The following is a 13,225-nucleotide window of genomic DNA, read 5'->3' on the forward strand; positions in this document are numbered from 1 at the left end:
CCGTCGAGTTGCGGATATGCAGGGTCGACCATCGCCATGGTTTACGCTTACGGATATATTAAGTCCGCGGAGTGAGGGCCATGAACATACTTGTCACTAACGACGACGGCATCTACTCCCCAGGGCTCCGTCTGTTGTACTCATTCGTCAAGGACTTAGGCGAGGTGTACGTGGTGGCCCCCGAGACTCCCAAGTCGGCGTCCGGATTGGGCATCACGCTACATAAGCCGTTGAGGGTCTCCAAGATGGAGCTAGAGGGGCTGCAGTTGTACGCCACGTCGGGCACGCCTTCGGACACCGTCTATCTAGCCGTGCTGGAAATAGTCGACCACATCGACTTGGTGCTCTCCGGGGTGAACATAGGGGATAACACTTCGCTACAAGTCATATTATCCTCTGGCACGATCGGAGCGGCGATGCAGGCGGCGCTTCTGGGAATACCCGCCGTCGCTCTCTCGGCTAACGTGAGCGAGCCGGGGGAGCTCCTCGAGGACCCCGCCTTGATATCGGCTATGAGGAACGTGGCCAGAGCCGTCGTCAAGTTCCTCGCCGAGGAGGGCATGCCGAAGGGGGTCGACGTGATAAGCATAAATTTCCCACGCAGGTTCAAGCCGAACGTCGAGGTTAAGATCGTGCCGGCCGCCAAGATGAAGTTCTCCCAAAAGGTGGACAAGAGGAGGGATCCGAGGGGCTCTCCGTACTACTGGCTCTACGGCGAGCTCGTTAAGGCGGAACCCGGCACCGACGTCTACGTCGTCCACGAAGAGGGGAACATAGCCTTGACTCCTCTGAGCTTCGACATGAACGTCTTGGGGCCTAGGCGAGAGCTCGACTTGACGGCGTTGCAGAGACTAACCGACGTCTTGAACAAATCCATAAGAGCAGAATGGGCTTAGTGCGCGCCCCCCTCGCCCCGCATCCTAGTCGGCCAACGGCCTCACCTTCGGGGCGGTTCACGGCCAAGGCGTTTTTAGACAAATGCCACGGCTACACGGCTCTCCAAGCAGTAACGCCGCAGGAGGGAAAAAGGGGATTTAACCCCAGCTCCAGGCAACGCACTTAGCTCATGTAAGGGGGTTACAGAAATTCTACTTCGTCGACGTCGCTGTCCAGCAAGTACTCCATCAAGGCTTGGGGGTTTCAGCAAACGTCACAATGGGTAGCGAAAAATATGTAGTATACATCGTTGGAGATATTGACACAGCAATTAGCCAGCTCCTCAACCTTTTAAAGGCTTTGAAAAGCGCCGGGCTCGAGAAGACCGGCAGCGAGGCCTTCGACAACTTCTGGAAGACGCTGAGGCAGGCCTTTGCGGTTCAGAACTGGTTCGAGGGCACCTTCGGCCAGCTGTATAAAAACGTGAATAAGACTTGGACAGAGGCCGTATACGTCGCGCGTTATGAGGAATACGGATCCGTGGCTAAGTGGTACGTCGAGTGGCTGGCCGTGCCTGGCATATTCCGCGACCTCTCCACTGGGGGCTGGGACGTCTTTATGTCGCTTGTCAACGCCACGGCTGTGCAAAACGGCGCCGCAGTTGTCCAGGTCAATACGTAATCAACGTCTTTTCCCCCCTCTTTCCTCTTCTATGGACCAAGTCTTGGCGTTCGTGGTGGCCGTGGCCTTGGCAGCCGCGGCGTTGGCCGCCGTGGGCTACTTCGCGTTGCCGGTGGCGTCTGCTGTAGACTGGTCCGACGCCTTTGCCTACCCCACCGCCATGAGGGTAGGCGACGTGTTTCAACTCGGCGTCGTGCCGGCCTATGCCGATGTGGTGGTGAAGAGGGTTTGGATAAACGGCGCTCCCTACGACCTCAATGTAAAGGCGCCCTACGGCAACGTGACGTGGTTGCCCGTATACGCGAGATGCAACGACACAGTGGTGCTGGAGATCGCGAGGGGTTCAGCCGCCAGGGCCCTCCAGTTCAAGGCAGTGTGCCCCACCGGGGAGGTGAGGGGTATTTACATGCTCGACCTCGGCGAGATTAGGCGCGGCTTCCTCGCCTTCGCCGAGGCGCTTGCCCAGCTAGCCGCCGACAACCCCATGTTGGCCGTCACTGTTAGAGACAGCGCCATCCGCGTAGTCAACACCGGCGACGTGCCGCTCCTGCTCTTCGCAGGGGTGGGCTCTACGGAGACAAGCCCAGGCGGCCCAGGGGCGTTGCCGGGCCTCTACACCGTGCCGCCCGACGTACAGCTACTCGGAATTTTGCTCCCCAATCAGAGCTTGCCAATAGTAGGCCTCAAACAATACTATTTCATATATTGGGAGCTTGACTGGAGAATCGCCTTTACAGTGCTAAGAAGCGGCAACTACACGTTTATAAACGGCATGTTGTTCAAAGGCGCTCCGAAATACTACGTGCCGTCAAGCTGTAGCTCAAATCCCGCCTCGTGTCTAGGCGGTGCCAAGTTGCCAAACGGCGTCCTCTACATGTTAGACCAAAGCGTAAACTCCTTGTACCCCTCTGTGCTGGTAAACGACACCGGGACGTATGCATTCAACCCACTTAATGCAAGGTGGGAGAAAGTGGGGACTACGTTTGTACTGAGAATAAACGCTTCCATTGAATTCCCTTCCGTCAATAACAATACTCGATTCTACGCCCCGGGGAGTGCTGGCTCTGGCTACATGTGGCTGTGGGCCTTCCCGGCGCTCCCGGTCTACGCCAACGCCAGCGGCAACGGCCAGTTCTTAATCGGGGAGACCGGGGCCGTCATGAAGGGGGGCTCGCAACTGGCGGGGCTCGGCGCGCTTTCCCCCGTGAGGACATACGCCGTGGAGGCCAGGCACAACATCACGCACTGGCTCGTCACAGTGGGCGTCCCCGGGTACGACTTGGCGGACCCCAACTCGACGATAAAGCTCGTGTTGCCAGACGGAGTCTACAACGTGACGGCCGCGGTTACAACTACAAGCGTAACGATCACTGTAACAGACGCCAGTGGCAAGGTCCTAGCCTCTAGAACTGTGCAGTATAATAGCTCTCAAACCGTCCCATGTGCTACCGGGGGATGTGCCGTGCTCACTTCTACAGTAATGCTAAATCTGACCGAGGTGCCGGCCGGCAACTACACCGCGAAGCTGGCCTACGCACGGAAGACGGCCGGGGGCTACTGGCCGAGCTCAGTCCCGCCGCCTCAAAGAAAGCCGTTGCCTACTTGGAACGCCGTCTACGGCCCAGCCGACCACATCTCGGTGCCGCTTCTATACGAGGTGAGGACGATACCCTCGATAAAGCCGTATAAGCTGGTCTACAGCTTGGACAAAAAACTGCTATGGTGTAGTAGCAATCCAGTGTGTATCGATTGGCAGTGTATCTATCAGGGCAAATTAGCCGAGTACGTTTTTAGCATATTTGCACAGCTCTACTACGACGGCAAGCCGGTTTCCTACTGGGGGCAAACAATGAGAATAAAGGGGGGACCGGCTACGGAATGCCCTTCGGGCGGGGGCGCCAGCGGCGGGGGCACCATCCCAGAAATCGAGCCGGTGTGTTGGACGACGAAATACAAAGAGCCGGTGGAGATATACGACAAAAACCTCACAAAACTCGGCAACGGCAAGTATTACGACGAGATTTGGATAAAGTGGAAAATCATCGAGATAGACTGCAAGGGCAATACCAAGACCTACACAGTGGACGAGCTCTGGCAAACGGTGTACAACCCAGGGACGGGGACGTACTCATACTACGACCAGAAAAACGACATGATGTGCTCGCTAGGCGGTGCGACTACAGGTCAAGATGGCAAAGTTATTTGTGGACAATAAGCGTACATTTTAAACTCCGGCGCTTTTTTCTCTATGAGAACGGCGCTTCTAGTACTGGCCCTGGCCGCGCTGGCTTTGGCGTATGTGTACTACTACCCCTCATACGCAGAGGGGTGGGTAAAATATGAAACAAAGCTGGTGGCGTATTTTGGGCCCGAGTGGTTTGTGGAGAAGGTGGGGCTTTGGCGGGGGATGCCCGGCCCCTCCGCCTCGCCTTGGCTTCCCAACGGCACGGTGAGGGAGACTTACTACAAGAGGGCCATGGCCCTCTTCGACGTGCCGGAGATAGACGCCAAGAATGACGTGAGGTGGTACAAGCTTTACTTCCACGACATTTTTGACATCTACAACATGTGGCCCGTGGCCGTCGTGTACGGCCTCACAGCGGCTGTGAAGGCGGGAGACGGCCCGGTGTTCAACGCATCTGTGAGGGTGGAGGTGAACGGACGGGTGTACTATTTCGACTGGATCCCCTCATACAGCACAGACTGGTTCGGGCGGCCCATAGTGTACTACACGTCAGACCCCGTGAACTGCCCCACGTGCGCCAAGATTTTGACTATCACAGTGGCCTACCACTACTACTACACGGGGGAGGAAAAGCTGTGTATTGTATGGCGCTGGTTCAGCCACCAAGATTTCCTAAAAGGGAGGCAGGAAGTAGCTCCGCAAGACGAGTGCGTAGACGCGCCCCCGCCTAGAAACATCACTATCCTGGCCACCGGCAGGGAGGTAGAAGTCTACGTAGACGGCCGCCTGATGAAGACTTTCAACGCCACCGGCCTCTTATTCAACGGGCCCTACGAGCTCTTCGGAATGCAGAGCTTCGCCACGGCCTTCATATCCACGTCATATAACGCAGAGGCCCTAAAGCCGCTCGGCCGCGCGTGGCTCTACATAGACAACGGCACCGACATCCCAGGCGTGGTTGCGTGGCAACCGCCAAAATACGCCTCAAGCCACGGACTAGAGACATTAGTAGTCGACAAAGGCGGCCATCCATATGCTGGTCAGCTTCAAGCCGCTGTGGAGTTCGACGGCGTTAGTGTATATGTGAGGCCTGGAGCGTCTAGGGAGGCCGAGATCGTGGAGAATCCGGAGTACGACGTGTTGGTTTTTGGCCGCGTCGTGAAGCTTCTTAGAGGTTCTATTCTCAAGTGTCAATTCGGCGAGGGCGTGGCGGGGGGCGGGGTTGTGCCGTTTGAGAGGGCGTACAACGTCTCTCTGCCGGGGTGGTACGTGGTGACGGGGCCCGGTAGCTTTTCGTGTACAAAAGCGCCTGTCACAATTGTGACTAAGGCTGGGAGGTACGTCGTGCCCGCAGACGTCAACTCTACCTTTGTCTACACGCCGCCTCCCGAGGTGGTGGGCGACGTGAAGTATCACTACGGCGAGATTAAGCTGTACGTGGCGGGGCCTGTAGAGGTGGAGGCGTCCGTCTCGAAGGTGGAGTACCGCGTGAGGGTGGTCTACCCCTGGGGCTTCGAAGACTACTGGTCCGACGGCGTGGTGGAGGTCCCGCCCCGCTTTGTAGACTTGGGCAACGGCACTGCCTACAACGCCTCGGCGGTTAGGGCCAAGGGGCCGGCGGTGGTGGCGGCTAACGTCACCCGCTTGTATTTGGTGGCGCACACGGCGGCTGGCTGGGAGGAGGACCAGTGGGTGGCCGAGGGGGCTGTGGTCCGCCCATCGCCGAGGTTTGTAGACCTGGGCAACGGCACTGCCCTACGCCTCGCCCCCATCGCGGCGATTGTCAAGGGCAGAGACGTGAAGCTGTCCTTCTCGCCGCCTGTAGAGGTGCCCGTCTTGGGCCCCGTCCGCGTCTTGTACAACGCCACTAGGCTGTACAGAGTGGTGGCAGAGACGCCGCTTGGCGCAAACGCAACTTGGGCTGTAGAGGGCTCGCTCTTCAACTACACGCCCCCCGCCTTTGTAGACTTGGGCAACGGCACGGCCGTTTCGGCCCCCAATTCCTGTACTTTCGTAGTGTCGGGCCCTGCTAACTGCACAGTGTCTTATAGACAGCGCCTCTACTGGCTTGTCGTGGAGGCCCCCGCTTGGCGCTACGCCAATTGGACGCCCGTCGGCGAAGTCGTGAGACCGCCCCCCGTCGTGGACTTCGGCAATGGGACTAGGCTCGTAGACCCGCAACCAGCCTTCGTGGCCGCCGACGGGCCTAAAAACGTCGCGGTGGCGTACGCCAGGGAGTATTGGACGAAGATAACAGCTCTAGACAAGACGGTAGAGGGGTGGAGGAGGGCTGGGAGCGTAGTCGTGCTGAACGCCACCCGCGTCGGCGATGTGTTTTACACGCCCGTCGTGCCCGTCGTGGCGGTAGATGGGCCAATTAACTACACTGTTGTCTACAACGCGTATCTGCGCCTTGAGGCCAAGGACTTGCTAGGCGTGCCAAACCCCCTTACATACGCAAGACTCTGCGGGCGCGGGGCCTGGGCCTCTCCAGCCGGCGTCGTAGAGCTAAACGTCACCACCACCAAGCTGTGTCGAGTAGAGCAATTCGCCTCCCCAATCAGCCCCTACACGGTAGCCTCTACAGCGGTAGTTGCGGCCGTATTGCTTAGAAGACGCAGAAAATAACGCCTTTTTCCCAACCCCCAACGTTTTTCAACACTTCCTACTTTAACAACCCAGACCCGACAAATTCGGCGTCCTGAATTTTCCTACACCCGCCGTTTTTCCGCCGGATCCTGATCCGTCCTGACTAGGCGAATTTTCCAGGCGTAGGATATTCAGCCGTTCCTACACGCCGAGAAATTCGGCGTTTTCAGAAATTCAGGACCCGCCGAAAAAATCGGCGAGGACAGGAAAAGACAGGACGCCTCTCTTCTCGTCGTTTGGGTTCAGACTAGTGGTGTTCTACTTATTTGGCCGTACAAAATATCAACGTGGTCTGCGTGGCCGTGGTCAAGGCCCCGGCCAAGGGCGGGAGGAGGGCCGGGAGGTACTGGCTCGTCCCCGTGGAGGGCCCCGTGGCGGAGGTGGAAGTGTTCGACGGAGTGGAATGGAGGAGAGAGAAGCTGGAGGCGCTGTGCATGGACAAGCCCCTTGACGAAGTGATGTGGGAGGCGTACAAGCGTGCGGCGAGGCGCGACGCCGAGGCCTACGCCGAAATCCCCGACATGTCGAGAGGCGCGGGAAAAGCGGCGTTGAAGCTTTGGGATGAGGTAAAAGACAAATGCGACGTGAAATACTACACTGTCGCAACCAAATTTGTCTTCGACTGCAGAAAACAGGCGCCTGGAGCTGTATAAAATCTTCCCTAGATGTAATCTTCGTCTAAGCGTCGCCGACGCCTTCCCCCCGAGACTCCATATACCCCCAACTCGGTGGGAAAATGGCTCTTTACATTTGTGAACACGCTTTGACCGCCTATACAGCCGTGAAAACCGTCTTTTACCTAGTTTTCAAAATTTTGACAAAGGCAGATGGCCGGGGCAAGTGTTCAACGCACGGCACGCGCAAGTAGAGACATGAAATTGCCAAAGGAAGTAACGAAAATAATCGCCGTGGCCGGGGCCTTTTCACCCGCCCCGGTGGTTGAAATTGGAAATAGTGTTGTTGTAGTTCGCGGCGCGGCCGACTTAATTGAGGAGCTGCTCGCCGTCTACGAGAAAGAGGGGGTCCAAGCCTTGATGGAGTACTTGCTGGACAGCGACGTCGACGAAGTAGAATTTCTGTAACCCCCTTACATGAGCTAAGTGCGTTGCCTGGAGCTGGGGTTAAATCCCCTTTTTCCCTCCTGCGGCGTTACTGCTTGGAGAGCCGTGTAGCCGTGGCATTTGTCTAAAAACGCCTTGGCCGTGAACCGCCCCGAAGGTGAGGCCGTTGGCCGACTAGGATGCGGGGCGAGGGGGGCGCGCACTAAGCCCATTCTAGTGCGCTAGTTGCACGCACCCTTCTAGTTTTTAGCCCCCCTTGTATGATATATACATGATCGAGCTGAAGAAGTACATAACGTCGTCGCATCTGCTGATAGCGCCGTATCTGGACGTGAAGTGCTTCGGGGTTAATAAGGAGCTATGTACTGACAGAAAAGAGGTGAGAGTCGTGAGGTGTTCGCTTCTAAACTAACCCCATTTTACGGCCACATAAAGCCCGTATAAAACCGCGTATATTAGTATAGGGTAGACCACCGGCCTCTCGACGATGGGGGGCTCCCCCAGCGCTATATACGCCGCTAGCGAGGTCAAGGAAATTATCCCGAGGACTACGCCGAGTAGCCTCATGGCCTTGGGCATCGCCGTGTAGAGGCCGAGCGCGATCACGGCTATTCCGCCGAAGAGGAACGCCATGAGCGCGAATATGGTATGTAGGTGCATGGGGGATCCCTCCGGGAAAAGGCCCACGCCCAAGGCCCCCAGCCCGGACAGCGCCAACGACGTCGTGCACAGGGCCCTCCTCGTCGTGATGCGCCCCAGGCCGTACGAGGAGATCGCCACTAGTATCCCCAAGACAGCCGCCGAGGCGTTAAACGCGGTCGCAATGGCGGATCCCGCCAAGTCCTTATTGCCCAAATCGCTGATGTAGTTGGCCCAAACGCTGTATCCTGGATAGAGGCTTTGCGCGATTTGGACCACAGCTATGAATTGTAGAGCGGCCGCCGCGAGCAACATCCCGTATATCTTAATCGCCATAATACCGAGGGGGCTTAATATAATGAAACATAGCTCGGACGAGCCCCTACTACGCGGACGTCGCTAGGTCGAATACCGGGACTGGCGGAGGCGCGTCCCCGCCGCCCCGGCATATGGCCAACGGGAGGCCGTGCCGGCGCACAGGAGGCGCCCATATGTTGCCGACAGAGTCGAGCGCCCTCTTTGTCTTCTTGACAGTCGCATGGAGGATCTACGTCTTGTCGTCCAAGCGCATTCCGCTTTATGGCCGGGAGAAGCGAGCGTCAAGCCGACTGAGCTGGCTGTAGGCACTAACAATAAGTCGACCACCTAGAGGGCTGAGGGGCGAGGAAATAGCCCTCGACGACTAATCCAGTATCATTTTGTATTTTTTCAAGATCAAGACTCAATTTAATAATTATAAGTTTTAAAATTTTTAATAAAAATAATTAATTATTTTATTATAAAAATAATCTATATCAAAATATGATAAAATTATTTATAATTTTCAGTTTTGTCGACCGATGTGGATGCGCTACAATATGCGCTCTCGGTGGTGTCTGGGGTGTTGGTCGGGTTCTCGTTGGGGCTCATAGGCGGCGGGGGCTCCATACTCGCCGTCCCTCTCTTCCTCTACTTCGTGGACCTCTCCTCTTTGCCCAACTCGGCCCATATCGCCATAGGCACCACCGCGTTGGCCGTCGGCGTTAACGCCTATATAAACTCCTATATGCACCTCCGTAAGAAGAACATAGCGCCAAGGGTAGGCGCTATCTTCGCCGCGACAGGGCTCGTCGGCTCTTTGTTGGGGGCCTACTTGGGCCACATAACGCCGGGCACATCCCTCTTGACGTACTTCGCCATAGCCATGATAGTGCTAGGGGTATACGTCGCGACGAGGCGGGAATCGGCGAGGGCCGGGACTTCCGAGGAGGCCGACAGACTACGCGAGGCGGTGAGGGGATGTCCTAGGTTGACCCCCTCCGTGATCGCCAAGGTGTCGGGCCTCGGATTCGTCGTCGGCCTCTTGAGCGGGTATTTCGGCATAGGCGGCGGCTTCTTGATAGTACCGAGCTTGATGTTCTCCGCTGGGCTCTGCATAACTAGAGCTATAGGCACCTCCCTCATCAGCGTGGGGACGTTCGGCGTTGCGGCCGGCGCCGAATATTGGTATTACGGGGACGTACTGCCCTTGATAGCTGCGTTGTATGTGCTGGGGGGCGTGGCCGGAGGCTATTTGGGCACCAGCTTGGCCGTCAAGGCGCCTAAGAGCGCGTTGAGTAAGGCGTACGGGGCCATCATAGTGGCCGTTGGCATCTATATCTTGTACCGGATATATTTTAGAGGAGGTCCTTGATGGTCAACTCGGGCCTAAAACGCCGTAGAAAGGCGAAGCCGTTAACCACGGGATAGAACGGGTTGTTGCCTCCGTCGTGTAAGTCGACGTAGCCCTCGCGCCAGAGATCGCTCAACAAGCGGGCGTATATGGACCTCTTCTCGACGGTCTCCCTGGCCACCTCGACCTCCTTAGGGGCGTACTGGACGGCTATTTTGATATTGCTCATTCTCACCAAATCCGTCGGCTTCAGATCGGACTTGACCACGGGGCAGAGCGTGGACATGACGAAGTTTATCTCCATCCTCACCTCCTTGGCCACGGGGTCCAGCTCATATCTGATAACCTTCGGCAGATAGGGGAAGGAGCGGCACGTCAAAGGCTTGTAGAGGTCGTGGACGAGGCACTTCGTGCCCTTGAGGAAAGGGCATTTCCCCTCTTCGTCCAAGAGCATTAGATAGCTCAACGCGATCCTAACGCCGCTGATGGAGTCCAAGAGGGTATAGGCGGGGACGAACCTAGCCCTAACGCCCAGCTCTTTGGCCAACGACTCCAGTACGTAGACTTCGTGGGGGAGCACCGTCACTGGGCTGGCCCTACAACAGAGCGCACAGTTAGGCATGCACTGGAATTGTCTCACAAAAATGTAAAGCGGCTTGGACGTTTAAAATTTTAACGTAGGCCTTGCGGCGCAACCTTAATTAACCATGAATGGGCTGCTCCCGATGTCGCTCGCACAAATCATCGCGTTGATCGTGCCGTTTGTGTTCGGGCTACTCGTGGGCGTGTTAATAAGACGGCTCCTAGGCGTCGCGCTAGTGCTCCTCGCTATATTGATACTGGCGGTTGCCCTCGGCTATATCAGCCCCTCGACGGCCATTAACATAATACAGAGCTTGGGGTACACGGCCTATCAAGCCGCCGAGAAGCTAGGCGTGCTTAAGGCCATGATACCTTATTCCTCCTTGACGTTTATAATTGGGCTAATCATAGGTCTTTTGATCAAATAAGCCTTTGACCTATCGTCATTACGACGCCCTATAAGGCCGCTGTTATCGGCCCTTTTCTCTATAAACGTTCCGAAAAACTTTTAGGCGCAGACGAAGTCCTTATGGGGCGCCGAGGGGACGGGGGCGGCTCGGAGACGGCCGCCCTCTGGAACCTCCCGCACCGCCCGCGGAGACCCCCGGCGGGCCGCCGAAAGGCGGGGGCAAAAACCAGCCGGGGGTGCGGCCCCCAAGCAGGGCCTATGAGGCCGCGGCGAGGCCCGGGTAGGGGGTTAGATCGATACCCCAACAGAAGCGGGGGTATGCGGCGCCCCCTCGCGACTGCTCGGCGCGATTTCCTCCGTAACACTACACTCGTCCTTCTCGCCGACCTCCACTATTCGGTGATGTATATTAGCGGCGAAACAACCGGCGTAATTGTTCTACGTCCGCCGCGATGACGCGTCCAGGATCTGCAGGTGCGGCTCGGGGAACAACGAGGCGGCTCCTCTATCCGAGCGGCGCGGGCAACGCCCAAGGTCCGGCCTCGGCGATCGCGGCTTGCGGGATCTCCGACAGGCGAGGCTCCTCGAGCGCCTAAACGCCGCGCCTTTTTATAACCCCCTCTGATATAACGTGAGGGCGCCCGAGGCCGTCAAAAAGATATACTTGCTGACGTTCGAGTACGCCGGTCTCGTCAAAGTGGGCGGGCTGGGGGAGGCCGTGAAGCAGTACGCGTCTGCGTTGGCCAAAGGCGGCTACGACGTGACTGTGCTCATGCCGTCTCACGGCAGACACCTCGACCCCAATAGGGGATTCCCGCTTTCGCAACTCGACTTCAAGGCTTGCGGCGAGAGGCGGGGGCTAGACGGGAGGATCTACCCCTACTGCCTAGGCGCCGAGACGACTTGGGCGGATGGCGCGAAGGTGGTCATGTTCAAGGGATTGGACACGGCCACCGGCTTGGTCTTCGATAGATGGTACCCCTACGAGAACGTGGAGGAGAAGGCAGCATTGTTCGCGAGGGCCGTGGTGGCCTACGCCGAGAGGTACGGTATCCCCGACTTGATACACGCCAACGACTGGCATTCCGGCCTAGCGGGCGTCGCCTTGAGGGACTACGCCGAGAGGCAAGGCGTCGCGGTCCCCTTGGTCTTCACAGTGCATTTATCCTCCGGCTACTCCTTCCCGTGGCATTACGCGTCGTCGGAGTGGGCCGGGCTCGGGGATAGGCTTCACTTAGTCTGGAGGGTTTGTTGCCATAGGCCAGAGCTCTACTCGTCCGTCTGGAACTCCGTGGGCGGATCGGCGGAGGGGTTCGCCGCCGTCGAGAGCGATGTATTGTCCAGCGTGAGCTGGGGCTATCTCAACGAGGTCCTCTCCAAATACGGCGAATGGATGCGGGGGAAATCCTGCGTCTTGTACAACTCCACCGACTGGCGCCTAGACGAGGCCGAGTCCTATTTCCGCAAACTCGCGCCGGACGGCTCTCCTTGGACTCTCGTGGAGCGCGTGGAACGAATAGGAGGCAGCGGTTGGCTGGACAGAGGCGGGGCCTTATTTTTGGCAGTGGGTCGCGCCACATCCCAAAAGGGGCTGGACTTGGCCATTAGAGCTCTGGACCGCGCCCCCTCGGCGCGTCTGTTAGTCTTGGCCATATCTGTCGGCGACGTCGGCTACGAGGAGTACCTCAAGAGGTTAGCCGAAGAGAGAGGCGGGAGGGCGTTTTTGTCGTTCGCCAAAATCCCGAGGGACCTCTACATGGCCTTGAACTACGCCGCCACGGCGCTCGTCATGCCGTCCCGCTGGGAGCCTTTCGGCATATCGGCTATAGAGGCCATGGCGGTCGGCACTCCCGTCATCGCGTCGGCGGTGGGGGGCTTGCCCGAGGTCGTCGTGGATTTCAGAAACGGCGAGGGGACGGGTCTTTTGGTCCCGCCAGACGACGTCGACGCGTTGGGCGCGGCCATGGAGTCGTTGGCGAATTGGCTCTGGTCTTTTAGGCCCGACTTGATCCCCGACCCCCGCCTTAGGGAAATCGCGCGCGGGCGCGGGGCTGAGTACATAAAAGGCCTTAAGCGTTATATATCTGCCTACGTCGACAAGAAGTTTAGGGAGAGGAACTTGTTGGATCAACTAGTAGGTTGTTACGAGAAGGCGAGGCAGATGGCCTACTACAAGGCGATAACGGCGTGAGGGGCTTAGCCCGCGACGCAGCGAGCGCCCTCAAGGAGCGGGCTAGTCGCCGGGGTCCTAGCGTATGGCCATAGGCCTGATGTCAGCTGGTGTGGTCTATTGCACTTGGACTCCTTTGAGCGCTTTGGCATAGTCCGCCAATGCAACTTGTTTCTCTCAATAGATCTTTTGACAAATTATAACAAGAATACTAGTATGTAAATAGATGAATTTTATATAGTTAATTGATATATAATAAGTAGACCTGGTATTAACAATATACCGGATAATAAGAGGTCGATCCGTCATTGCTGCGGCGTTG

The 13,225-nt window shown here is 57.4% G+C and carries 12 protein-coding genes; 10 read left to right on the top strand and 2 right to left on the bottom strand.

Annotated elements, in window-relative coordinates:
* Positions 1 to 80 precede the first annotated feature (80 nt).
* From surE to ACZ5PA_RS03090, 7 genes are all read left to right on the top strand, one after another.
* On the top strand, positions 81 to 896 hold the full coding sequence (gene surE / locus ACZ5PA_RS03060) for a 5'/3'-nucleotidase SurE (RefSeq protein ID WP_464930820.1): 816 nt from the start codon (positions 81 to 83) through the stop codon (positions 894 to 896).
* A gap of 340 nt (positions 897 to 1,236) precedes the next feature.
* Positions 1,237 to 1,557 carry a hypothetical protein gene (locus ACZ5PA_RS03065; RefSeq protein ID WP_464930821.1) on the top strand — a complete coding sequence of 107 codons (321 nt, stop codon included), beginning with the start codon at positions 1,237 to 1,239 and terminating at the stop codon, positions 1,555 to 1,557.
* 31 nt (positions 1,558 to 1,588) lie between these two features.
* Positions 1,589 to 3,772, top strand: a complete 2,184-nt coding sequence (locus ACZ5PA_RS03070; protein ID WP_464930822.1) for a hypothetical protein — start codon at positions 1,589 to 1,591, stop codon at positions 3,770 to 3,772.
* A gap of 33 nt (positions 3,773 to 3,805) precedes the next feature.
* Complete coding sequence (locus tag ACZ5PA_RS03075; RefSeq protein WP_464930823.1) at positions 3,806 to 6,370, top strand: hypothetical protein; 2,565 nt, start codon at positions 3,806 to 3,808, stop codon at positions 6,368 to 6,370.
* A 308-nt stretch (positions 6,371 to 6,678) separates the two neighbouring features.
* Positions 6,679 to 7,044: a hypothetical protein gene (locus ACZ5PA_RS03080; protein ID WP_464930824.1), complete on the top strand. Its 366-nt coding sequence runs from the start codon at positions 6,679 to 6,681 to the stop codon at positions 7,042 to 7,044.
* A 219-nt stretch (positions 7,045 to 7,263) separates the two neighbouring features.
* The gene (locus tag ACZ5PA_RS03085; protein WP_464930825.1) at positions 7,264 to 7,473 is read left to right on the top strand and encodes a hypothetical protein; all 210 of its coding nucleotides are present in this window, start codon (positions 7,264 to 7,266) and stop codon (positions 7,471 to 7,473) included.
* Positions 7,474 to 7,723: 250 nt separating this feature from the next.
* The gene (locus ACZ5PA_RS03090) at positions 7,724 to 7,864 is read left to right on the top strand and encodes a hypothetical protein (RefSeq protein WP_464930826.1); all 141 of its coding nucleotides are present in this window, start codon (positions 7,724 to 7,726) and stop codon (positions 7,862 to 7,864) included.
* Here ACZ5PA_RS03090 and ACZ5PA_RS03095 read toward each other — a convergent pair.
* Positions 7,861 to 8,427: a DUF998 domain-containing protein gene (locus ACZ5PA_RS03095; RefSeq protein WP_464930827.1), complete on the bottom strand. Its 567-nt coding sequence runs from the start codon at positions 8,425 to 8,427 to the stop codon at positions 7,861 to 7,863. The genes ACZ5PA_RS03090 and ACZ5PA_RS03095 overlap by 4 nt on opposite strands.
* Positions 8,428 to 8,932: 505 nt before the next feature.
* On the opposite strand from ACZ5PA_RS03095, the gene ACZ5PA_RS03100 reads away from it, so the two are divergent.
* Entirely contained in the window at positions 8,933 to 9,763 is an 831-nt protein-coding gene (locus ACZ5PA_RS03100; RefSeq protein ID WP_464930828.1) for a sulfite exporter TauE/SafE family protein, read from the top strand.
* Here ACZ5PA_RS03100 and ACZ5PA_RS03105 read toward each other — a convergent pair.
* Positions 9,747 to 10,364 carry a YkgJ family cysteine cluster protein gene (locus tag ACZ5PA_RS03105; RefSeq protein ID WP_464931268.1) on the bottom strand — a complete coding sequence of 206 codons (618 nt, stop codon included), beginning with the start codon at positions 10,362 to 10,364 and terminating at the stop codon, positions 9,747 to 9,749. The two genes, ACZ5PA_RS03100 and ACZ5PA_RS03105, sit on opposite strands and share 17 nt — an antisense overlap.
* A 103-nt stretch (positions 10,365 to 10,467) precedes the next feature.
* Here ACZ5PA_RS03105 and ACZ5PA_RS03110 point away from each other — a divergent pair, with 103 nt between their 5' ends.
* Both ACZ5PA_RS03110 and ACZ5PA_RS03115 read left to right on the top strand, forming a co-directional pair.
* Positions 10,468 to 10,752, top strand: coding sequence for a hypothetical protein (locus ACZ5PA_RS03110; protein ID WP_464930829.1), 285 nt, complete (start codon positions 10,468 to 10,470; stop codon positions 10,750 to 10,752).
* Between the two features lie 612 nt (positions 10,753 to 11,364).
* Positions 11,365 to 12,924, top strand: coding sequence for a glycogen/starch synthase (locus tag ACZ5PA_RS03115; protein WP_464930830.1), 1,560 nt, complete (start codon positions 11,365 to 11,367; stop codon positions 12,922 to 12,924).
* The last annotated feature ends 301 nt before the right edge of the window (positions 12,925 to 13,225 follow it).

Source organism: Thermoproteus thermophilus (genome assembly GCF_055392855.1).